This is a genomic window from Streptomyces sp. NPDC058653 (genome assembly GCF_042716895.1).
Lineage (GTDB): Bacteria > Actinomycetota > Actinomycetes > Streptomycetales > Streptomycetaceae > Streptomyces.
Map to the genome: position 1 here is coordinate 179,829 of NZ_JBHXRM010000006.1, position 21,720 is coordinate 201,548.

At 70.4% G+C, this 21,720-nt stretch carries 18 protein-coding genes; 17 read left to right on the forward strand and 1 reads right to left on the reverse strand.

Annotation, left to right across the window (positions count from 1 at the left end):
- Nucleotides 1-147 precede the first annotated feature (147 nt).
- The 13 genes from ACFWU9_RS07740 (at nucleotide 148) to ACFWU9_RS07800 (ending at nucleotide 14,586) form a co-directional block, all read left to right on the forward strand.
- Nucleotides 148-1,695: a UDP-N-acetylmuramoyl-L-alanyl-D-glutamate--2,6-diaminopimelate ligase gene (locus ACFWU9_RS07740; RefSeq protein ID WP_384315494.1), complete on the forward strand. Its 1,548-nt coding sequence runs from the start codon at nucleotides 148-150 to the stop codon at nucleotides 1,693-1,695.
- Nucleotides 1,696-1,782: 87 nt separating this feature from the next.
- Nucleotides 1,783-3,213 (forward strand): UDP-N-acetylmuramoyl-tripeptide--D-alanyl-D-alanine ligase, encoded by a 1,431-nt coding sequence (gene murF, locus ACFWU9_RS07745; RefSeq protein ID WP_384315495.1) that lies wholly within the window; start codon nucleotides 1,783-1,785, stop codon nucleotides 3,211-3,213.
- Nucleotides 3,210-4,280 (forward strand): phospho-N-acetylmuramoyl-pentapeptide-transferase, encoded by a 1,071-nt coding sequence (gene mraY, locus ACFWU9_RS07750; protein WP_384315496.1) that lies wholly within the window; start codon nucleotides 3,210-3,212, stop codon nucleotides 4,278-4,280. Before murF ends, mraY begins: the two co-directional genes overlap by 4 nt.
- 101 nt (nucleotides 4,281-4,381) lie before the next feature.
- Complete coding sequence (gene murD, locus ACFWU9_RS07755; RefSeq protein ID WP_384315549.1) at nucleotides 4,382-5,752, forward strand: UDP-N-acetylmuramoyl-L-alanine--D-glutamate ligase; 1,371 nt, start codon at nucleotides 4,382-4,384, stop codon at nucleotides 5,750-5,752.
- 235 nt (nucleotides 5,753-5,987) lie between these two features.
- Nucleotides 5,988-7,361, forward strand: coding sequence for a putative lipid II flippase FtsW (ftsW, locus tag ACFWU9_RS07760; protein WP_384315550.1), 1,374 nt, complete (start codon nucleotides 5,988-5,990; stop codon nucleotides 7,359-7,361).
- Nucleotides 7,362-7,367: 6 nt separating this feature from the next.
- Nucleotides 7,368-8,462, forward strand: coding sequence for an undecaprenyldiphospho-muramoylpentapeptide beta-N-acetylglucosaminyltransferase (gene murG, locus ACFWU9_RS07765; protein ID WP_384315497.1), 1,095 nt, complete (start codon nucleotides 7,368-7,370; stop codon nucleotides 8,460-8,462).
- 13 nt (nucleotides 8,463-8,475) lie between these two features.
- Nucleotides 8,476-9,273 carry a cell division protein FtsQ/DivIB gene (locus ACFWU9_RS07770; protein ID WP_384315498.1) on the forward strand — a complete coding sequence of 266 codons (798 nt, stop codon included), beginning with the start codon at nucleotides 8,476-8,478 and terminating at the stop codon, nucleotides 9,271-9,273.
- Nucleotides 9,274-9,548: 275 nt separating this feature from the next.
- The gene (gene ftsZ / locus ACFWU9_RS07775) at nucleotides 9,549-10,763 is read left to right on the forward strand and encodes a cell division protein FtsZ (RefSeq protein ID WP_384315499.1); all 1,215 of its coding nucleotides are present in this window, start codon (nucleotides 9,549-9,551) and stop codon (nucleotides 10,761-10,763) included.
- Nucleotides 10,760-11,512, forward strand: a complete 753-nt coding sequence (pgeF, locus tag ACFWU9_RS07780) for a peptidoglycan editing factor PgeF (protein WP_384315500.1) — start codon at nucleotides 10,760-10,762, stop codon at nucleotides 11,510-11,512. The genes ftsZ and pgeF overlap by 4 nt, the downstream gene beginning before the upstream one ends.
- Entirely contained in the window at nucleotides 11,509-12,228 is a 720-nt protein-coding gene (locus ACFWU9_RS07785) for a YggS family pyridoxal phosphate-dependent enzyme (protein ID WP_384315501.1), read from the forward strand. The genes pgeF and ACFWU9_RS07785 overlap by 4 nt, the downstream gene beginning before the upstream one ends.
- Nucleotides 12,229-12,352: 124 nt before the next feature.
- On the forward strand, nucleotides 12,353-12,970 hold the full coding sequence (locus tag ACFWU9_RS07790) for a cell division protein SepF (RefSeq protein ID WP_031231917.1): 618 nt from the start codon (nucleotides 12,353-12,355) through the stop codon (nucleotides 12,968-12,970).
- Nucleotides 12,971-13,037: 67 nt separating this feature from the next.
- Complete coding sequence (locus ACFWU9_RS07795) at nucleotides 13,038-13,334, forward strand: YggT family protein (protein ID WP_384315502.1); 297 nt, start codon at nucleotides 13,038-13,040, stop codon at nucleotides 13,332-13,334.
- A 49-nt stretch (nucleotides 13,335-13,383) separates the two neighbouring features.
- Nucleotides 13,384-14,586 (forward strand): DivIVA domain-containing protein, encoded by a 1,203-nt coding sequence (locus ACFWU9_RS07800; protein WP_384315503.1) that lies wholly within the window; start codon nucleotides 13,384-13,386, stop codon nucleotides 14,584-14,586.
- 291 nt (nucleotides 14,587-14,877) lie between these two features.
- On the opposite strand, the gene ileS is transcribed toward ACFWU9_RS07800, so the two are convergent.
- Nucleotides 14,878-18,024: an isoleucine--tRNA ligase gene (ileS, locus tag ACFWU9_RS07805; RefSeq protein ID WP_384315504.1), complete on the reverse strand. Its 3,147-nt coding sequence runs from the start codon at nucleotides 18,022-18,024 to the stop codon at nucleotides 14,878-14,880.
- Nucleotides 18,025-18,646: 622 nt separating this feature from the next.
- On the opposite strand from ileS, the gene ACFWU9_RS07810 reads away from it, so the two are divergent.
- From ACFWU9_RS07810 to ACFWU9_RS07825, 4 genes are all read left to right on the forward strand, one after another.
- A complete protein-coding gene (locus tag ACFWU9_RS07810) occupies nucleotides 18,647-19,444 on the forward strand; it encodes a TraR/DksA family transcriptional regulator (protein WP_384315505.1) in 798 nt (265 codons plus the stop codon).
- Nucleotides 19,445-19,502: 58 nt separating this feature from the next.
- The gene (gene lspA / locus ACFWU9_RS07815) at nucleotides 19,503-20,063 is read left to right on the forward strand and encodes a signal peptidase II (protein WP_384315506.1); all 561 of its coding nucleotides are present in this window, start codon (nucleotides 19,503-19,505) and stop codon (nucleotides 20,061-20,063) included.
- Nucleotides 20,064-20,144: 81 nt separating this feature from the next.
- Nucleotides 20,145-21,089 carry an RluA family pseudouridine synthase gene (locus ACFWU9_RS07820; RefSeq protein ID WP_384315507.1) on the forward strand — a complete coding sequence of 315 codons (945 nt, stop codon included), beginning with the start codon at nucleotides 20,145-20,147 and terminating at the stop codon, nucleotides 21,087-21,089.
- A complete protein-coding gene (locus ACFWU9_RS07825) occupies nucleotides 21,086-21,607 on the forward strand; it encodes a GNAT family N-acetyltransferase (RefSeq protein WP_384315508.1) in 522 nt (173 codons plus the stop codon). Before ACFWU9_RS07820 ends, ACFWU9_RS07825 begins: the two co-directional genes overlap by 4 nt.
- Nucleotides 21,608-21,720: the final 113 nt, after the last annotated feature.

Genomic DNA, 21,720 nt, shown 5'->3' on the forward strand with positions numbered 1-21,720 from the left:
TCGGGGAACCAAGACGACCCGTCCGTCACCCCGCCGGACGGCTCCGGCACCCGGCCGCCCTCACTTGGCCCGGTGCCCGGTGAGCCCGGTACGCTCACCGCCGTGCCCCACGCAGATAACCACCGAACCGCCACAAAGGACGCGCCCGTGAACCATCCCGGAGCGCCCCGCCCGGACCATGTCCGGCCGACCTCACTCGTGGACCTGGCCGCCCGGCTGGGTGCCGAGCCCCCGGCGGACGGGGCGGCGACAGGCATCACCCACGACTCACGGGCGGTACGCGAGGGGGACGTGTACGCCGCCCTGCCCGGCGCCCGCTTCCACGGCGCCGACTTCTCGGCCCAGGCGGCCGACCTCGGCGCCGCGGCGATCCTGACCGACCCGGCCGGCGCCGGACGCGCCGCGGCGACCGGGCTCCCGGTGCTGGTCACCCCCGACCCGCGGGGCAGCATGGGTGAACTCGCCGCCGAGATCTACGGCCACCCCGGCGCCGGGCTGCTCCAGATCGGCATCACCGGCACCTCCGGCAAGACCACCACCGCGTATCTGGTCGAGGGAGGGCTGCGCGGCGCCGGACACCACACCGGGCTCATCGGCACCGTCGAGATGCGCATCGGCGACGAGCGCATCAAGTCCGAGCGCACGACCCCCGAGGCGACCGATCTCCAGGCGCTTCTCGCCGTGATGCGCGAGCGCGGGGTCGACTCCGTGGCGATGGAGGTTTCCAGCCATGCGCTGGTGCTCGGCCGGGTCGACGGCTGTGTCTTCGACATCGCGGTCTTCAACAACCTCAGCCCGGAGCACATGGAGTTCCACTCCGGCATGGAGGACTACTTCCAGGCCAAGGCCCGGCTGTTCACCCCCGAGCGCAGCCGGGTGGGTGTGGTGAACTACGACGACGAGTACGGGCGCCGCCTCGTCGACGAGGCGGGCGTGCCCATCACGACCTTCTCCGCCGAGGGCCACCCCGACGCCGACTGGCGTGCCGAGGACGTCCACGTCGGCTCGCGCGGCAGCAGGTTCACCGTCGTCAGCCCCAAGGGCGAGCGGATCCGCGCGGAGGCGCCGCTGCCCGGCCCCTTCAACGTGGCCAACACCCTGGCCGCCGTCGTCACCCTCGCCGTGGCCGGAATCGATCCCCAGGTCGCCGCCGACGGCATCGCGAACGTCCCCGGCGTCCCCGGCCGGCTGGAGCGCGTCGACGTGGGCCAGCCCTACCTCGCCGTCGTCGACTACGCCCACAAGACGGACGCCGTCGAATCGGTCCTGCGCTCCCTGCGCAAGGTCACCCGGGGCAAGGTGCACGTCGTCCTCGGCTGCGGCGGCGACCGCGACCGGGCCAAGCGCCCCTCGATGGGCGCCGCGGCGGCGAGGCTCGCCGACACCGCCGTACTGACCTCGGACAACCCCCGCTCCGAGGACCCCCTGGCCATCCTCGCCGCGATGCTCGCGGGCGCCGCCGAGGTCCCCATCCACGAGCGCGGCGACGTCCTGGTCGACGCCGACAGGGCCGCCGCCATCGCGTCCGTGGTCTCCCGCGCCGGCGAGGGCGACACCGTCCTGATCGCCGGCAAGGGCCACGAACAGGGCCAGGACATCGCCGGGGTGGTACGCGCCTTCGACGACCGCCAGGTACTGCGCGAGGCCATCGAGCGCTCCTGCAAGGAGAAGACCGGGAGCACCGACCAGGGATGAGCTCCCCGTCCGCGGCCCGGAGCCCCTCTCCGGGCACCCCGCCCCGCCCCCTTCCCTCACCCGCCCTCCAATTGCCGGACGGTCCCTGTGATCACCCTCTCCCTCGCCGAGATCGCCACCATCGTCGGCGGGCAGCCGCACGACATACCGGATCCGGACGTCCGCGTCACCGGACCCGTCGTCATCGACTCCCGTCAGGTGGCGCCGGGCAGTCTCTTCGCCGCCTTCGCCGGTGAGAACGTCGACGGCCACGACTACGCCCGCAAGGCCGTCGAGGCGGGCGCCGCCGTCGTACTGGCCGTCCGGCCCCTCGGTGTCCCCGCCATCGTCGTCGAGGACGTCGTCCAGGCCCTCGGAGCCCTCGCCCGCGCCGTGGTGAAGCGCACCGGCGCCACGACCGTCGCGCTCACCGGCTCGTCGGGCAAGACCAGCACCAAGGACCTCATCGCCCAGCTCCTGCGGCGGGCCGCCCCCACCGTCTGGCCCGACGGCAATCTCAACAACGAGATCGGTCTCCCGCTCACCGCCCTGCGGGTCGCCGAGGACACCCGCTTCCTCGTCCTGGAGATGGGCGCGCGCTACATCGGCGACATCCGCTATCTCACCGGCCTCGTCCCCCCGAGGATCGGCCTCGTCCTGAATGTCGGCACCGCCCACATCGGCGAGTTCGGCGGCCGCGAGCAGATCGCCGAGGCCAAGGGCGAGATGGTCGAGTCGCTGCCGCCCGCCGACGAGGGCGGCGTGGCCGTCCTGAACGCCGACGACCCCCTCGTACGCGCCATGGCATCCCGCACCAAGGCGCGCGTGCTGCTCTTCGGAGAGTCCGACGAAGCAGACGTACGGGCAGAGAACGTGCACGTCGACCCCCTGGGCAGACCCTCCTTCCTCCTTCGAACACCCACCGGGTGCAGGGAGCTGACGCTGCGGCTGTACGGTGAGCATCACGTGTCGAACGCGCTCGCCGCGACCGCCGTCGCCCATGAGTTGGGCATGTCCGTCGACGAGATCGCCCTGGCGCTCTCCGAGGCGGAGACCCTCTCCCGTTGGCGTATGGAGGTCACCGAGCGCGCGGACGGCGTGACGATCGTCAACGACGCCTACAACGCGAACCCCGATTCCATGAGAGCAGCGCTCCGCGCGCTGGTCGCCATGGGCGGTGCCGCCAGGGAAACCGGCGGCCGCACGTGGGCGGTGCTCGGCCCGATGGCCGAACTCGGTGACGAGGCGCTCGCCGAGCACGACGCGGTCGGACGGCTCGCCGTCCGGCTCAACGTCAGCAAGCTCGTCGCAGTCGGGGGCAGGGAAGCGTCCTGGCTGCAACTGGGCGCCTACAACGAGGGTTCGTGGGGTGAGGAGTCGGTGCACGTGTCCGACGCGCAGTCGGCGGTCGATCTGTTGCGCAGTGAACTGCGTTCGGGAGACGTCGTGCTGGTGAAGGCTTCCAGGTCGGCCGGACTGGAGCGGGTCGCCCAGGCACTGCTCGAGAACGCAGTCGAGGGTGAGGTCTCCGGCCGATGAGGCAGATCCTCTTCGCGGGAGCCATCGGGCTCTTCCTGACCCTGATCGGCACGCCGCTGCTGATCAAGCTGCTGGCCCGCAAGGGCTACGGCCAGTTCATCCGGGACGACGGCCCACGCAGCCACGGCAGCAAGAAGGGCACGCCCACCATGGGCGGCATCGCCTTCATCCTCGCCACCCTGATCGCCTACGCCCTGGCGAAGGTGATCACCGGCGAGGACCCGACGTTCTCGGGTGTGCTGGTGCTGTTCCTGATGGCGGGGATGGGCCTCGTCGGCTTCCTCGACGACTACATCAAGATCGTCAAGCAGCGTTCGCTGGGTCTGCGGGCCAAGGCGAAGATGGCCGGACAGCTGACCGTGGGCATCGCCTTCGCGGTGCTCTCGCTCCAATTCGCCGACCTGCGCGGCAACACCCCGGCCTCCACCCGGCTCTCGTTCGTCACGGACTTCGGCTGGTCCATCGGACCGGTGCTCTTCGTGGTCTGGGCGCTGTTCATGATTCTCGCGATGTCCAACGGCGTGAACCTGACCGACGGTCTGGACGGTCTGGCCACCGGCGCCTCGGTGATGGTCTTCGGCGCCTACACCTTCATCGGTCTCTGGCAGTTCCAGGAGTCCTGCGCCAACGCGATCACCCTGACCAACCCCGACGCGTGTTTCGAGGTACGGGATCCCCTCGACCTCGCCGTCGTCGCCTCCGCCCTCATGGGCTCCTGCTTCGGCTTCCTGTGGTGGAACACCTCACCCGCCAAGATCTTCATGGGCGACACCGGCTCGCTCGCCCTCGGCGGCGCCCTCGCGGGCCTCGCCATCTGCTCCCGTACCGAACTCCTGATCGCCCTGCTCGGCGGTCTCTTCGCCCTCATCACCATGTCCGTGGTGATCCAGGTCGGTTCGTTCCGGCTGACCGGCAAGCGCGTCTTCAGAATGGCCCCGCTCCAGCACCACTTCGAACTCAAGGGGTGGTCCGAAGTCCTTGTCGTGGTCCGCTTCTGGATCATCCAGGGCATGTGCGTGATCGTCGGACTCGGACTCTTCTACGCGGGCTGGGCGGCCGACAAGTGAACGACCGCCAGCGGGCCGGGACGCCGGCCGACCCCTCGGCCGGCCTCCGGGCCCGGTGGCACGGCAAGCACGTCACCGTCGCCGGTCTCGGGGTGTCCGGGATGCCGGCCGCCCGCACACTGAGAGAACTGGGCGCCGTCGTCACGGTCGTCAACGACGGCGACGACGAACGCTCCCGCGCCCAGGCGGCCGAACTGACCGGGGCCGGCATCACCGTACGGCTCGGCGACGGCGCGACCCTCCCCGAGGGAACCGAACTCGTCGTCACCGCCCCCGGCTGGAAGCCCGACAAGCCCCTCTTCCTGGCCGCCGCGGAAGCGGGCGTACCGGTCTGGGGGGACGTCGAGCTGGCCTGGCAGCTCAGGGGCCCCGACGCCGCCCCCTGGCTGGCCGTCACCGGCACCAACGGCAAGACCACCACCGTGCGCATGCTCGCCGCGATCCTCCGGGCGGCGGGCCTGCGCACCGAGGCCGTCGGCAACATCGGCGTCTCGCTGCTCGACGCGGTCCTGCCCGACGAGAACGGCCGGGAGAAGTACGACGTCCTCGCCGTCGAACTCTCCAGCTACCAGCTGCACTGGGCGCCGAGCCTGCGCGCCCACTCCGCCGCCGTGCTCAACATCGCGCCCGACCATCTCGACTGGCACGGCTCCATGGAGGCGTACACCGCCGACAAGGGCCGTGTCTACGAGGGCAACACCGTCGCCTGCGTCTACAACGTCGCCGACAAGGTGACCGAGGACCTGGTCCGCGAGGGCGACGTCGAGGAGGGCTGCCGCGCCATCGGCTTCACCCTCGGCACCCCCGGCCCCTCCCAACTCGGCGTCGTGGAAGGCCTCCTGGTCGACCGGGCCTTCGTCGAGAACCGGAGCGCGCAGGCCCAGGAGCTCGCCGAGGTCAAGGACGTCGATCCGCCCGCCCCGCACAACATCGCCAACGCCCTCGCGGCGGCGGCCCTCGCCCGCGCCTACGGCGTCGCACCCGCGGCCGTACGCGACGGGCTGCGCGCCTTCCGCCCGGACCCGCACCGTATCGAGCATGTCGCGGACATCGCGGGCGTCAGCTACGTCGACGACTCCAAGGCCACCAACACCCATGCCACCGAAGCCTCACTGGCGGCCTACGACCCGATCGTCTGGATCGCCGGCGGACTCGCCAAGGGCGCGTCCTTCGACGAACTGGTCGAGAAGTCGGCGAAGCGGCTGCGCGGCGTGGTCCTCATCGGCCGCGACCGTGCGCTGATCGGCGAAGCCCTCGCGCGACACGCCCCCGAAGTCCCGGTCGTGGACCTCGAACAGACGGACACTGGGGCGATGTCGGCCGCGGTCCGTGCGGCGGCGCGCCTCGCGAAGACCGGGGACACCGTCCTGATGGCCCCGGCCTGTGCCTCGATGGACATGTTCGTCAACTACAACAAGCGGGGCGAGGCGTTCGCGGACGCGGTCCGCGCACTCGCCGCCGAGCACGCCTGACCGACCGGCCGACAGCCCCGCGAGCGCGAGCCGCGCGGGGCCCCACCGGCCGGTCCGGTCGTGCCGCGCACGACTGGAGGGGACAGCGAAGATGCCGGCCGACGACACCGCGGGGCGAGCCCCGCGTCCCGCGCGCCCTTCGGTACGAGGGTGGTTCCCCGCCCCCGCACCGCCCCTCGTCCCCCCGTCCTTCGGTTCGCCGTCCCTCGCCCTGCCGGGGGCCGCCACCGACGCCCTGACGGGGTCCGCGTGCCCGTCGGCACCGCCGGGCCTCGCCCTGCGCGGCCGGGCCCCCGGAGCGCCCGTACGACGCGCTCCCGCCGTCCGTGGCGGATCGGCCGGACCCGGCACCCGCCCGCCCCGTCCGCCGCGGGGCAACAGGGTGCGGCGGATGTACGAGCAGGCCCGCCGCACCTGGGACCGGCCGCTCACCGCGTACTACCTGATCTTCGGCGCCAGCATGCTGCTCACCGTGCTCGGTCTGGTGATGGTCTACAGCGCCTCGATGATCAAGGCGCTGGAGCTCTCGCTGCCCGGCTCGTATTTCTTCCGCAAACAGTTCCTCGCGGCGGTCATCGGCGCCGGACTGATGCTGCTCGCCTCCCGGATGCCCGGCAAACTGCACCGCGCCCTGTCCTACCCGCTGCTCGTGGGCGCCGTCTTCCTGATGGTCCTCGTGCAGGTCCCGGGGATAGGGCACTCGGTCAACGGCAACCAGAACTGGATCTACATCGGCGGTCCCTTCCAGCTCCAGCCCAGTGAGTTCGGCAAGCTGGCACTGATCCTGTGGGGCGCCGATCTGCTCGCCCGCAAACAGGACAAGCGGCTGCTGACCCAGTGGAAGCACCTCTTGGTGCCGCTCGTCCCCGTCGCCTTCATGCTGCTCGGTCTGATCATGCTCGGCGGCGACATGGGAACCGCCGTCATCCTCACCGCGATCCTCTTCGGACTGCTGTGGCTGGCGGGGGCGCCCACCCGGCTCTTCGGCGGCGTGCTCGCCATCGCCCTGGTCCTGGTCCTCGTCCTCATCAAGACGAGCCCCAACCGGATGTCCAGGCTCGCCTGCATCGGCGCCACGGACCCCGGTCCCGGCGACCAGTGCTGGCAGGCCGTGCACGGCATCTACGCGCTGGCCTCCGGCGGATGGTTCGGTTCCGGCCTCGGCGCGAGTGTGGAAAAATGGGGCCAACTCCCGGAACCTCACACGGACTTCATCTTCGCCATCACCGGGGAGGAACTGGGGCTGGCGGGGACGCTGTCGGTACTCGCCCTCTTCGCGGCTCTAGGCTATGCGGGTATCCGCGTGGCCGGACGCACGGAGGACCCCTTCGTGAGGTACGCGGCGGGAGGCGTGACCACGTGGATCACGGCGCAGGCCGTGGTCAACGTCGGCGCGGTGCTCGGTCTGCTGCCGATCGCCGGAGTCCCGCTCCCGCTGTTTTCCTACGGAGGTTCAGCCCTGCTGCCGACCATGTTCGCTGTCGGGCTGCTGATCGCGTTCGCGCGAGAGGATCCCGCCGCGAAAGCGGCCCTGGCCATGCGAAGGCCCGGCGTGAGATGGAAGACGATGAGACGGCGCGTCAAGAAGCGTCCGTCCGGAGAGCGGTGAATTTCGGTGCATGTCGTACTCGCCGGTGGGGGGACCGCCGGCCACATCGAGCCCGCGCTCGCCCTCGCGGACGCCCTGCGGAGGCAGGACCCCACCGTGGGGATCACGGCCCTCGGCACGGAGCGCGGACTCGAGACCAGGCTGGTACCCGAGCGGGGGTACGAACTGGCCCTCATCCCCGCCGTCCCGCTGCCGCGCAGACCCACCCCTGAACTGATCACCGTCCCCGGCCGGCTGCGCGGCACCATCAAGGCCGCGGAGCAGATCCTGGAACGGACCAAGGCGGACTGCGTCGTCGGCTTCGGCGGCTACGTCGCGCTGCCCGGCTATCTCGCCGCCAAGCGCCTCGGAGTGCCGATCGTCGTGCACGAGGCCAACGCCCGCCCCGGTCTGGCCAACAAGATCGGCTCCCGGTACGCGGCGGCCGTCGCCGTCTCCACCCCCGACAGCAAGCTGCGCGGCGCCCGCTACATCGGCATCCCGCTGCGCCGCACGATCGCCACCCTCGACCGGGCCCGGGTGCGCCCCGAGGCGCGTGCCGCCTTCGGGCTCGACCCCAACCTGCCCACCCTGCTCGTCTCCGGCGGCTCGCAGGGCGCCCGCAGGCTCAACGAGGTGGTCCAGCAGGCCGCGCCGCTCCTCCAGCGCTCCGGGATCCAGATCCTGCACGCGGTCGGCCCGAAGAACGAAATGCCGCGCGTCGACAACATGCCGGGAATGCCACCCTATATCCCGGTACCGTATGTGGACCGGATGGATCTCGCCTACGCCGCGGCGGACATGATGCTCTGCCGCGCCGGCGCGATGACCGTCGCCGAACTCTCCGCCGTCGGGCTCCCGGCCGCCTACGTACCGCTGCCCATCGGCAACGGTGAACAGCGGCTCAACGCCCAGCCGGTGGTGAAGGCGGGCGGCGGACTGCTGGTCGACGACGCCGAGCTGACGCCCGAGTGGGTCCAGGGCAATGTGCTGCCGGTGCTGTCCGACCCGCACCGGCTGTACGAGATGTCCCGCGCGGCCACCGAGTTCGGCCGCAGGGACGCGGACGAGCTGCTCGTCGGCATGGTGTACGAGGCGGTCGCAGCGCGCCGTCAGGGATAGGGAGGCAGGGTCAGTGGCCGGACCGACGACCGTCGAGCGTGACGCGGAACGCACCGAGTCGGAATCCGGCCGCCCCCGTTCGGGGCGGCTCCGGGGCCGTCGATTCCGGCTTCCCGGCCGTCGTTTTCTGGTTCTTCTCACTTCCTTGATCGTGCTCTGCGGTGGCGGAATCTGGCTGCTTTACGGCTCCGCCTGGGTACGGGTCGAGCGGGTGAAGACTTCCGGCCTCCAAGTGCTGAAACCCGCCGAGGTGGAAGCCGTCGCGGCAGTTCCGTTCGACACCCCCCTGATTTCCGTCGACACCGAAGCGATTGAGCGTCGACTTCGGCAGAAGCTGCCGCGTATCGACTCCGTGGATGTCGAACGGTCATGGCCGAACGGCATCGGTCTGAAAGTGAAGGAGCGAAAGGCGGCGCTGCTTATCGAAAAGGGCGCAAAGTTCATCGAAGTGGACGCGAAGGGCGTGCGTTTCGCCACGGTCGAGAAGGCCCCGAAGGGCGTACCCCTGCTGCAATTGACGGTGGATCACTCCCCGAGTGTGCGACGCTTCACAGCCACTCGTCTGATGTCCGAGGCGGTGGGCGTCTGGGACGAACTCCCGGGCAAAGTCGCCGACGCCACCAGCGTGGTGAAGGTCCGTTCGTACGACTCGATCTCACTGGAGTTGACCGGCGGGCGCACCGTGATGTGGGGGAACGGCGAGGACGGCGGCGCGAAGGCGCGGGCTCTCACCGCTCTCATGAAAGCAGTTCCCGACGCGACGCACTTCGATGTGAGTGCGCCCACCGCCCCCTCCGCATCAGGGAGTTGACGCGTATATGTGCTGACCAGGACCCTGGTTGGTCAGCGCTGTGCGTGATCACATAGGGTGAAAAGAAAAACGGGAGGTTCGGCGTGTTCGTTGAACGTGCGCCACGTGTCGACTTAGTGTCCTGTTCGGAAGAGTCCAAGAAGCAGACACACTGGTAACCCTAAACTTCAAGGTTAGGGTTCGGGTCGGCGTCCGGACCGTCCCATCGGCATCAGTCCCCGCCTCGCGACAACAGCGAAGCGGCGACACGTAACTCGAGGCGAGAGGCCTTCGACGTGGCAGCACCGCAGAACTACCTCGCAGTCATCAAGGTCATCGGTGTCGGCGGCGGTGGTGTCAATGCCATCAACCGAATGATCGAGGTCGGCCTCAAGGGCGTCGAGTTCATCGCGATCAACACCGACGCACAAGCCCTGCTGATGAGCGACGCCGACGTCAAGCTCGACGTCGGCCGTGAACTCACCCGCGGACTCGGCGCCGGCGCGAACCCGGCAGTCGGCCGCAAGGCGGCGGAGGACCACCGCGAGGAGATCGAGGAGGTCCTCAAGGGGGCCGACATGGTCTTCGTCACCGCGGGCGAAGGCGGTGGAACCGGTACCGGAGGCGCTCCCGTCGTCGCCAACATCGCCCGCTCCCTCGGCGCCCTCACGATCGGCGTCGTCACCCGCCCCTTCACCTTCGAGGGCCGGCGGCGCGCGAACCAGGCGGAGGACGGCATCGCCGAACTCCGCGAAGAGGTCGACACCCTCATCGTCATCCCCAACGACCGCCTGCTGTCCATCTCGGACCGTCAGGTCAGCGTCCTGGACGCGTTCAAGTCCGCGGACCAGGTGCTGCTCTCGGGTGTCCAGGGCATCACCGATCTGATCACCACACCGGGTCTGATCAACCTCGACTTCGCCGACGTCAAGTCCGTGATGTCCGAGGCCGGATCGGCGCTCATGGGCATCGGCTCCGCCCGCGGCGACGACCGCGCGGTGGCCGCGGCGGAGATGGCGATCTCCTCGCCGCTCCTCGAAGCGTCCATCGACGGCGCACGCGGTGTGCTGCTCTCCATCTCCGGCGGTTCCGACCTCGGTCTCTTCGAGATCAACGAGGCCGCGCAACTGGTCAGTGAGGCCGCGCACCCCGAGGCCAACATCATCTTCGGCGCCGTCATCGACGACGCCCTCGGTGACGAGGTACGGGTCACCGTCATCGCGGCCGGCTTCGACGGCGGACAGCCGCCGACCCGCCGCGAGAGCGGACTCACCTCGGCCAAGCGGGACGACCAGCCGACCTACCGCTCCTCCGCCCCGGAGCCCGACGCGGGCCGCTCCTCCGGCGGGCTCGGCACGGTGCCCTCGCGCGACGAGGCGCCCGCCCCCGAGCCGGCCCCGATGGCCAACGAGAAGCCCCTGCCGCCCGTCTCCCCGCCGCACGTCCCGCTGGCCCGTCCGTACCAGGACACCCAGGCCGAAGAGCTGGATGTTCCGGACTTCTTGAAGTGATAGGACAGCACGACGCGTTGAGCTCGGCCGGCGGCGCCCACTTCGCCTTCACCGACAGGTGGGGCGGGGTGAGCGCCGCTCCGTACGAGCAGCTCAACCTCGGCGGCGCGGTCGGCGACGACCCCGCCGCCGTACGCGCGAACCGGACCACCGTCGCCGAGTCCCTCGGGCTCGACGCGGCGCGGGTCGTCTGGATGAACCAGGTGCACGGCCGTGACGTCGCCGTCGTCGAAGGCCCCTGGGAGTCGGAAGTCCCGGGCGCGGTCCCGGCGGTCGACGCCGTGGTCACCACGAGCCCGGGGCTCGCACTCGCCGTACTGACCGCGGACTGCGTCCCGGTCCTGCTGGCCGATCCGGTGGCCGGAGTCGCCGCCGCCGCGCACGCCGGACGCCCCGGAATGGTCGCGGGCGTCGTCCCGGCGGCGGTCGGGGCGATGGTCGCGCGGGGGGCCGAGCCCTCCCGGATCACCGCCCGCACCGGGCCCGCCGTCTGCGGACGGTGCTACGAGGTACCCGAGGCCATGCGGGCCCAAGTCGCCCGGTCCGTACCGGAGTCATGGGCCGAGACCAGCTGGGGCACCCCCGCGGTCGACGTCGTCGCCGGGGTGCACGCCCAACTCGCCGCACTCGGGGTCGAGGACCGGCACCGCTCAGAGATCTGCACCCTCGAATCGGCCGACCACTTCTCGTACCGCCGCGACCGCACCACCGGACGGCTCGCCGGATATGTCTGGCTGGGGGCGTCATGACCGATCGCGAGACCGAACTCGCGGAAAATCTTCACACGGTGGAGAACCGTATCTCCTCCGCCTGCGCGGCGGCCGGACGGAACCGGGACGAAGTGACCCTGATCGTGGTCACCAAGACATATCCGGCGAGCGATGTCCGGCTGCTTCACCGGCTCGGGGTCCGGCACGTGGCCGAGAACCGCGACCAGGACGCGGCGCCCAAGGCCGCCGCGTGCGCGGATCTGTCGCTGACATGGCACTTCGTGGGTCAGTTGCAGACCAACAAAGTCCGTTCCGTGGTCGGTTACGCCGATGTCGTGCAGTCGGTCGACCGGCTCAGGCTCGTCACGGCGCTGTCCGCCGCGGCGGTGCGCGCGGACCGCGAGATCGGTGCGCTGATCCAGGTCGCGCTCGACGCCGGCTCCGGCGCGCGGGGCGAGCGGGGAGGCGTGGCGCCGGACGGGATCGGGGAGTTGGCGGCCGCGGTCGCCGAGGCTCCGGGGCTGCGACTCGACGGCCTCATGACCGTCGCGCCGCTCGCCGGCCCGTACGCCGATCGCCAACAGGCGGCGTTCGACCGCCTGCTGGAATTGTCATCCCTGCTGCGCGCGGACCATCCTGCTGCGAACATGGTGTCAGCAGGGATGAGTGCGGACCTCGAAGCCGCCGTTTCGGCCGGAGCGACACATGTGCGCGTCGGTACGGCGGTACTCGGAGTCCGACCCCGGCTCGGGTAACGTCGCGAAGCAAGTCGGACCACAGCAGAAAATATGGTCATTTCCGCCGAAAGGTGGATGGACCGCGTGGATCGAGGGCACTTGGTGACGAGGCCGATCCACCACAGAGCGGAGGACTCAGAGCATGGCCGGCGCGATGCGCAAGATGGCGGTCTACCTCGGCCTCGTGGAGGACGATGGGTACGACGGCCGGGGTTTCGACCCCGACGACGACTTCGAACCCGAGCCCGAACCCGAGCGCGAACACCGGCGCCACCAGCCGGTGCACCAGGTCGAACGGGACGAACCAGTACGAGTGGTGCAGCCACCTCCGCAGCGTGAACGGGAGCGTCAGCCGGTGCCGGTAGCGGCAGAAAGCGGACGTCCTGCCCGAATCGCCCCCGTGGCGTCCATCACACCTGAACGCCCCAGCCTGGAGAAGAACGCACCAGTGATCATGCCCAAGGTCGTCTCCGAACGAGAGCCCTACCGCATCACCACACTGCACCCTCGGACCTACAACGAGGCCCGTACCATCGGGGAACACTTCCGCGAGGGGACCCCGGTGATCATGAATCTGACCGAGATGGACGACACCGATGCGAAGAGACTTGTCGACTTTGCCGCGGGACTTGTCTTCGGTCTCCATGGCAGCATTGAGCGAGTGACGCAGAAGGTGTTCCTGTTGTCGCCTGCTAACGTCGATGTCACGGCGGAGGACAAGGCCCGTATCGCAGAGGGCGGGTTCTTCAACCAGAGCTGAGATTCGACACCGGGAACGACCCGGCCACGAGGCCGGACCAGAGAGCCAGGGGAGAGGGAAGCGCGGGATGAGCGTTGCGCTACAGGTGGTCTACATCGCGCTGGTGTGCTTCCTCATCGTGCTGATCTTCCGGCTGGTCATGGATTACGTCTTCCAATTCGCCCGCTCATGGCAGCCCGGCAAGGCGATGGTGGTCATTCTGGAGGCCACCTACACTGTCACCGATCCACCGCTCAAGCTTCTGCGGCGGTTCATCCCGCCGTTGCGTCTCGGGGGCGTGGCACTCGACCTGTCCTTCTTCGTTCTGATGATCATCGTGTACATCCTGATCTCGGTCGTCAGCGGCCTTGCGAGGGGCATGTGAACGATACGGTCCTGCCGACTGCCGACGACTACGTAGAGGTGAAGAAGAGATGCCGTTGACCCCAGAGGACGTGCGGAACAAGCAGTTCACGACCGTCCGCCTCCGAGAGGGCTACGACGAGGACGAGGTCGATGCCTTCCTCGACGAGGTCGAGGCCGAACTGACGCGCCTGCTTCGTGAGAACGAGGATCTGCGTGCCAAGCTGGCCGCCGCGACGCGTGCCGCCGCGCAGAACCAGCAGCAGCAACAGCAGCAGGGGATGCGTAAGCCGCCGGAGCAGCAGGAGCGGCCCGGTGCGCCCGTCCCCGCCGCCATATCCGGACCGCCGGTCCAGCAGCAGCCCCCGCAGATGGGCCAGCCCCAACTGCCCGGTGGGCCCCCGCAGCTTCCCGCCGGACCCGGTGGCCACGGTCCGGGTCCGGGTGGACATCCCGGTCCCGGTGGACACCCCGGTCACGGCCCCGGCCCCCAGGGTCAGCACGGTCCCGGTCCCATGCAGGGCGGCCCCATGCAGGGCGGCCCCATGCAGGGCCAGATGCAGGGCGGTCCGATGCAAGGGCAGATGCAGGGCGGTCCCATGGGTGGACCGATGGGCGGACCCATGGGTCACGGCCCGGGTCCCGGTCAGGGCGGTCCCGGCGGCGACAGCGCCGCGCGCGTGCTCTCGCTGGCGCAGCAGACCGCCGACCAGGCGATCGCGGAGGCCCGTTCCGAGGCCAACAAGATCGTCGGCGAGGCGCGGAGCCGTGCCGAGGGTCTGGAGCGGGACGCCCGTGCGAAGGCGGACGCGCTCGAGCGGGACGCGCAGGAGAAGCACCGCGTGGCGATGGGCTCGCTGGAGTCCGCGCGCGCGACGCTGGAGCGCAAGGTCGAGGACCTGCGTGGCTTCGAGCGGGAGTACCGGACGCGGCTGAAGTCGTACCTGGAGAGCCAGCTGCGTCAGCTGGAGACCCAGGCGGACGACTCGCTGGCCCCGCCGCGTACGCCGGCCGCGGCCTCGCTGCCGCCGTCGCCGTCCATGGCACCGGCCGGTGCGGGCGCGATGGGTCACACCATGGGGGGCAACCCGTCCATGGGCGGTGGGCACGGTCCGTCGTCGGGCGGCCCGTCGTACGGGAACCAGCAGCAGATGTCCCCGGCGATGACGCAGCCGATGGCACCGGTACGGCCGCAGGCGCCGCAGCCCATGCAGCCGATGCAGCAGGCTCCGTCGCCGATGCGTGGGTTCCTGATCGACGAGGACGACAACTGACGGGCGTTGGGCGCGGTCGTCGCGCACAGCCGTCGGCAGGCTGAAGGTCCGGGCCCGGGGTACCCACCCCGGGCCCGAACCTTTTCCCCCACCCCGCCCCTCCCCGAAACCGGGGGCCAGCCCCCGGACCCCCTGCAGTTACACCCCCGGACCACGGCCCTGACGGGCCGGGCCGGGGGTTCGCCGTGAGGCCGCTGGTGCCTGCCCCCCCGCCCTCGGCGGGCGGGGGGTCCGGGGGGCCCGTCCCCGGATTTGGGAAGGGGCGGGGTGGGGGAGAAGCCCCCCCCGGGGTCAGGCCTTGCGGAGGTGGAACGTCAGGGACAGGGACTCGTCCGTGAATGCCGGGCCGAACGTGGCGTCCGGGGGGGACGGGGTGAAGTCCAGGGCCAGGACCTCGTCCGAGATCAGGGACGTGTGGGTCGACAGCGCCGTACGCGTCTCCTCCGTCGTCGCCGACCAGCGGACCGCGATACGGTCCGCGACGTCCAGGCCGCTGTTCTTGCGGGCCTCCTGGATCAGCCGGATCGCGTCGCGGGCGAGGCCCGCCAGGCGGAGTTCCGGGGTGATCTCCAGGTCCAGCGCCACCGTCGCTCCCGAGTCGGACGCGACCGACCAGCCCTCGCGGGGCGTCTCCGTGATGATCACCTCGTCCGGTGCCAGCGAGACCGGCTCGCCGTCGACGGTGACCGACGCCGTACCGTCCCGCAGCGCCGCGGACAGCGCAGCCGCGTCCGCGTCGGCGACCGCCTTCGCCACCGCCTGGACGCCCTTGCCGAACCGCTTCCCCAGCGCCCGGAAGTTCGCCTTCGCCGTCGTGTCGACCAGCGAGCCGCCGACCTCCGAAAGCGCCGCCAGCGACGAGACGTTCAGCTCGTCGGTGATCTGCGCCCGCAGTTCGGGCGAGAGCGACTCGAAGCCCGCCGCCGCGACCAGCGCGCGGGACAGCGGCTGGCGCGTCTTCACGCCCGACTCCGCCCGCGTCGCACGCCCCAGCTCCACCAGCCGCCGTACCAGCGCCATCTGGCGCGACAGCGCGGGGTCGACCGCCGACAGGTCCGCCTCCGGCCAGGCCGACAGGTGCACCGACTCCGGCGCCCCGGGCGTGACCGGGACGACCAGGTCCTGCCAGACCCGCTCGGTGATGAACGGGGTGAGGGGCGCCATCAGCCGGGTCACCGTCTCGACGACCTCGTGCAGCGTGCGCAGCGCCGACTTGTCGCCCTGCCAGAAGCGGCGGCGCGAGCGGCGTACGTACCAGTTGGACAGGTCGTCCACGAACGCCGACAGCAGCTTGCCGACCCGCTGGGTGTCGTACGCGTCCAGCGCCTTCGTGCTCTGGTCGACCAGCGCGTGCAGCTCGCTCAGCAGCCAGCGGTCCAGCACGGACCGGTCGGCCGGCGCCGGGTCGGCGTCGGACGGCGCCCAGCCGGTCGTGCGCGCGTACAGCGCCTGGAAGGCGACCGTGTTCCAGTACGTCAGCAGCGTCTTGCGGACGACCTCCTGGATCGTCGAGTCACCGACCCGCCGCGCCGCCCACGGCGAGCCGCCCGCCGCCATGAACCACCGCACCGCGTCCGCGCCGTGCTGCTCCATGAGCGGGATCGGCTGGAGGATGTTGCCCAGGTGCTTGGACATCTTCCGGCCGTCCTCGGCGAGGATGTGACCGAGGCAGACCACGTTCTCGTAGCTCGACTTGTCGAAGACGAGCGTGCCCACGGCCATCAGCGTGTAGAACCAGCCACGCGTCTGGTCGATGGCCTCCGAGATGAACTGCGCGGGGTAGCGCTTCTCGAAGAGGTCCTTGTTCCGGTACGGATACCCCCACTGCGCGAACGGCATCGAACCGGAGTCGTACCAGGCGTCGATGACCTCGGGAACGCGCGTCGCGGTCCCACCGCAGGTCGGGCAGGGGAAGGTCACCGAGTCGATGAACGGACGGTGCGGGTCGAGCGACGACTGGTCCTCGCCGCTGAGTTCGGTCAGTTCGGCCCGTGAGCCCACGCAGGTGAGGTGTCCGTCCTCGCACGTCCAGATGGGCAGCGGGGTGCCCCAGTAGCGGTTGCGGGACAGGGACCAGTCGACGTTGTTGTTCAGCCAGTCGCCGAACCGGCCGTGCTTGACCGAGTCCGGGAACCAGTTGGTCCTCTCGTTCTCCTCAAGGAGGCGGTCCTTGACGGCGGTTGTACGGATGTACCAGGACGGCTGCGCGTAATAGAGGAGCGCCGTGTGGCAGCGCCAGCAGTGCGGGTAGCTGTGCTCGTACGGCACATGGCGGAAGAGCAGCCCGCGCGCGTCCAGGTCGGCGGTGAGCGCCTCGTCCGCCTTCTTGAAGAAGACGCCGCCGACCAGCGGCAGGTCCGGCTCGAACGTGCCGTCCGTACGGACCGGGTTCACCACCGGCAGGCCGTACGCCCTGCAGACCACCAGGTCGTCCGCGCCGAACGCGGGGGACTGGTGGACCAGGCCCGTACCGTCCTCCGTCGTCACGTACTCCGCGTTGACGACGTAGTGCGCCTCGGTGTCCTCGGGGAACTCGACGAGCGAGAACGGACGCTCGTACGTCCACCGCTCCATCTCGCGGCCGGTGAACCGCTCGCCGGTCACCTCCCAGCCCTCCTCGCCGAGCGCCTTCTCCAGCAGCGGCTCGGCGAGGACGAGCTTCTCGGTGCCGTTCGTCGCGACGACGTACGTGACGTCGGGGTGCGCGGCGACCGCGGTGTTCGACACCAGCGTCCAGGGCGTGGTCGTCCAGACGAGCAGCGCCGCCTCGCCCGCCAGCGGGCCGGAGGTCAGCGGGAAGCGGACGAAGACGGACGGGTCGACGATCGTCTCGTAGCCCTGGGCCAGCTCATGGTCCGAGAGGCTCGTCTGGTCGCGCGGGCACCAGGGGGCGACGCGGTGGTCCTGGACGAGCAGGCCCTTGTTGAAGATCTCCTTCAGCGACCACCAGACGGACTCGATGTACTCCGGGTTCATCGTCTGGTACGCGTCGTCCAGATCGACCCAGTAACCCATGCGGGTCGTCAGCTCGGCGAACGCGTCGGTGTGCCGGGTCACGGACTCACGGCACTTCTCGTTGAACTCCGCGATGCCGTACTTCTCGATGTCCTGCTTGCCGGTGAAGCCCAGCTCCTTCTCGACCGCGATCTCCACGGGCAGGCCGTGACAGTCCCAGCCGGCCTTGCGCGCGACGTGGTAGCCGCGCATCGTACGGAAGCGCGGGAAGACGTCCTTGAAGACGCGGGCCTCGATGTGGTGCGCGCCGGGCATGCCGTTCGCCGTCGGCGGGCCTTCGTAGAAGACCCACTCGGGGCGGCCCTCGGATTGGGCCAGGCTCTTGTCGAAGACCCTGTTCTCGCGCCAGAAGGCGAGCACGGCGTGCTCGAGCGCGGGCAGGTCGACCTGGGCGGGCACCTGGCTGTACTGCGGTGGCGTCATGGACGAAACTCCTCCAACGGAACTGCGGGATCTCCGTCGGAGGGACGAGAGCCTCCGGCTCCCGCGGTACCACCCTCCTTGGCCCCGGGCGTCGCCGCCCTCGGCCCCCTCATTGGGGTCGCGCTGCCGGTTCTACTCACCCCGCGTACGGCCAGGGCTTTCCTCCGGCGGCTCCGGGGTGATGCTTCACTCCGCGCTCTGCCCCCGGGCTCGCACCGTCCCCGGGTCGCTCATGGCCGCTCTCGGAGCTACTCGTCCCCATCCACGCCTCTCGCTCGGCCCAGTGTACGGGGCCGGGGAAGAGGCGGCAGACCGTTTTCCGGCGCCCCGGCACGGCTTCCGGCGGGACGCCCGGCGGCGGGCCCCGGGGCGGGAGCAGGGCGCCCCCGGCATACGGCTCCGAGGCTGACCCGAATGGTCCGGCGGGCCGAGTGGACTTCCCGGAGCGGCCCGTGGGGCGGATTACCCGGCGGGGAGCTGGGCACAACCGATGGAGGCTCGCCTTGTCACCGGCGGAGGCGGGTCTCACCGGCGGCGTGCCCCGTTGCCGCGTGGCTGATGTCGATTTATCGTCCCAGCACGACTCGCGTGCAAGATCACAAAATGTGAAGGGGCCGCGGCCATGGTGGCGAAAAAGACCGCCGCGAAGAAGACAACGGCCAAGAAAGCGGCTGTGAAGAAGTCGGCGGCCAAGAAGGCGGCCGCCGAGAAGACGCCGGCGACGAAGGCACCGGAGCGAGGGACACCGGCGACGCACGCACCGGCCGCGGACGAGACCGCCGCCGCCGGGCCGGAGCACCAGGCACCTGCGAAGAAGACCGCGGCCAAGAAGACGGCGCCTCCCAAGAAGGCCGCCGCCGAGAAGGCCGCGAAAAAGGCCGCGTCCGCGGCCGAGGGGGCGGCCGAGGCCGCGGAACAGACGGGAGCCAAGACGGTGGCAGCGAAGAAGACAGCGGGCAAGGGTCCGGCGGCCCCGGGCGGCACGGCGACCGCCGCGCCCCCGGCGCGTGGCACCACACAGGCCGGGGAGCTCCCCGTACGGCCGGGTGAGGATCCGTGGACCGAGGAGGAGGTCGCCGAGGCGAGGGCCGGTCTGGAGAGCGAGGCGGCCCGGCTGAACGCCGAGATCTCCTCGTCCGAGCAGGCGCTGGCGGGACTGATGCGGGACTCCGGCGACGGCGCGGGGGACGACGACGCCGACACCGGCACCAAGAACATCACCCGTGAGCACGAGATGTCCCTCGCGGCGAACGCGCGCGAGATGGTGGAGCAGACGGAGCGCGCGCTGCTGCGCCTGGACGCCGGTACGTACGGTCTCTGCGAGGTCTGCGGCAAGCCGATCGGCAAGGCCAGGATGCAGGCTTTCCCCCGGGCCACCCTCTGTGTCGAGGACAAGCAGAAGCAGGAACGGCGCGGCTGAGACCGTACGTGGGTCCGTTACCCTCGACCGTAATCGGGATCTAACTTGAGGGACTCACGTGGCAGAGGCGGAGCGCGTCATCGGTACGCCGGCTATTGACGACGAGGGCGCGGCTCCCGCCGAGCCGGTCAGGGGAGAGCGCAAGATCGTCGCGCTCTTCTCCGTGGCGCTGGTCGCCTATCTGCTCGACCTCGGCAGCAAGATGCTCGTGGTGGCGAAGCTGGAGCACCACGATCCGATCAGTGTCGTCGGCGATCTGCTGAAGTTCGAGGCGGTGCGCAACGCGGGCGCGGCCTTCGGTATCGGTGAGGCGTACACCGTCTTCTTCACGTTCGTCGCCGCGACCGTGATCGTGGTGATCGCGCGGCTGGCCCGCAAGCTCTACAGCGGGCCCTGGGCCGTGGCGCTCGGTCTGCTCCTCGGCGGGGCGCTGGGCAATCTCACCGACCGGATCTTCCGTGAGCCCGGAGTGTTCAAGGGCGCCGTCGTGGACTTCATCGCGCCGGCCAACTTCGCGGTGTTCAATCTCGCCGACTCCGCGATCGTCTGCGGCGGCTTCCTGATCGTGATCCTCTCCTTCCGGGGGCTCGACCCCGACGGGACCGTCCACCGCGACTGACGCCCCCACCGAGGCTTCCTGCCGGGGCCGTGCGGGCCCTCCGTGGGCGGTGGGGGCGCCCGGGCAAGGCATACTCGACGGGTGAGCACCGTTCCCGATATCCGCACCCTGCCCGTACCCGACGGCCTTGAGGGCGAGCGTGTCGACGCCGCCATCGCCCGTATGTTCGGGTTTTCCCGTACGAAGGCGGCCGAGCTGGCCGCCGCAGGCAAGGTGCAGGTCGACGGCGCCGTGGTGGCCAAGTCCGAGCGGGTCCGCGGGGGTGCCTGGCTAGAGGTGGAGATGCCCGCGCCCGCCGCTCCCGTGCGGGTCGTGGCCGAGCCCGTGGAGGGCATGGAGATCGTGTACGACGACGACGACATCGTCGTGGTCGTCAAACCCGTCGGTGTGGCCGCGCACCCGAGCCCCGGCTGGACCGGCACGACCGTCATCGGCGGGCTGGCCGCCGCCGGCTACCGCGTCTCGACCTCCGGCGCCGCCGAGCGCCAGGGCGTCGTGCACCGGCTGGACGTCGGCACCTCCGGGCTGATGGCCGTGGCCAAGTCGGAGCGCGCGTACACCTCGCTCAAGGCGCAGTTCAAGGAGCGGATCGTCGACAAGCGCTACCACGCGCTGGTGCAGGGACATCCGGACCCGATGAGCGGCACCATCGACGCCCCGATCGGGCGGCACCCGAACCACGACTACAAGTTCGCCGTGACCGCCGAGGGCAAGCCGTCGGTCACGCACTACGACCTGATCGAGGCGTTCCGGTCCGCCTCGCTGCTGGACATCAAGCTGGAGACGGGCCGTACGCACCAGATCCGGGTGCACATGGCGGCCCACCGCCACCCGTGCGTGGGCGATCTGACGTACGGCGCCGACCCGACGCTGGCCAAGCGGCTGGGGCTGACCCGGCAGTGGCTGCACGCGATGAGGCTCGGCTTCGAGCACCCGTCGGACGGCCGGTGGGTCGAGTTCGAGAGCACGTACCCGGACGATCTCCAGCACGCGCTGGACACGGTGCGCGCCGAGAGCAACGTATGACCACGGGGAAGACCGCTGCGGCCCGGGCCGCAGCGGGCCTCGACGGTCTGGCGTACGAGATCCGGTCGGCGACCGGCGCGGCCGACCGTGAGCGCTGTCTCGTGGTCCGCCGGCAGGTTTTCGTCGTGGAGCAACAGGTGCCCGAGGACCTTGAGTTCGACTCCCACGACGCCCTGGACGCCGCGGCGGCCCATGTGCTCGCGGTGCGGGACGACGGGCTGCCGCTCGGTACGTCGCGGCTGCTGTACGGGCCGGAGGCGGCGGACCGGACCGACGGTGATCCGACGGTCGGCTCGCTCGGCCGGCTCGCGGTCGTCGAGGAGGCGCGCGGCCTCAGGGTCGGCGTCGCGCTGGTGAGGGCCGTCGAGGACGTGGCGCGGGAGCTCGGGCTGCTGGTGGTGGATCTGCACGCGCAGACGCCCGCGCTGGGGTTCTACGAGCGGCTGGGCTACGAGGCGTACGGCCCGGAGTACGAGTCCGTGGGCATCCCGCACCGCGGGATGCGGCGCCTGCTCTAGCGCGCCGGGAGGTCGCCCGGAGATCCCGGGCACGCCTCCGCCCGCCAATCGTTAGGAAACTTTCCCAACACTCTTGACGGTGATTGGAAACAACCTTAACTTTCACTCACTTG

Excerpts from the sequence above, each read along its gene's own strand:
- ileS (WP_384315504.1), bottom strand. The coding sequence starts at position 18,024 with ATGACGCCACCGCAGTACAGCCAGGTGCCCGCCCAGGTCGACCTGCCC.
- mraY (WP_384315496.1), top strand. The coding sequence starts at position 3,210 with ATGAGGCAGATCCTCTTCGCGGGAGCCATCGGGCTCTTCCTGACCCTG.
- ACFWU9_RS07795 (WP_384315502.1), top strand. The coding sequence starts at position 13,038 with ATGAGCGTTGCGCTACAGGTGGTCTACATCGCGCTGGTGTGCTTCCTC.
- ACFWU9_RS07810 (WP_384315505.1), top strand. The coding sequence starts at position 18,647 with ATGGTGGCGAAAAAGACCGCCGCGAAGAAGACAACGGCCAAGAAAGCG.
- ACFWU9_RS07790 (WP_031231917.1), top strand. The coding sequence starts at position 12,353 with ATGGCCGGCGCGATGCGCAAGATGGCGGTCTACCTCGGCCTCGTGGAG.
- murD (WP_384315549.1), top strand. The coding sequence starts at position 4,382 with ATGCCGGCCGCCCGCACACTGAGAGAACTGGGCGCCGTCGTCACGGTC.
- ACFWU9_RS07825 (WP_384315508.1), top strand. The coding sequence starts at position 21,086 with ATGACCACGGGGAAGACCGCTGCGGCCCGGGCCGCAGCGGGCCTCGAC.
- ACFWU9_RS07800 (WP_384315503.1), top strand. The coding sequence starts at position 13,384 with ATGCCGTTGACCCCAGAGGACGTGCGGAACAAGCAGTTCACGACCGTC.
- ACFWU9_RS07785 (WP_384315501.1), top strand. The coding sequence starts at position 11,509 with ATGACCGATCGCGAGACCGAACTCGCGGAAAATCTTCACACGGTGGAG.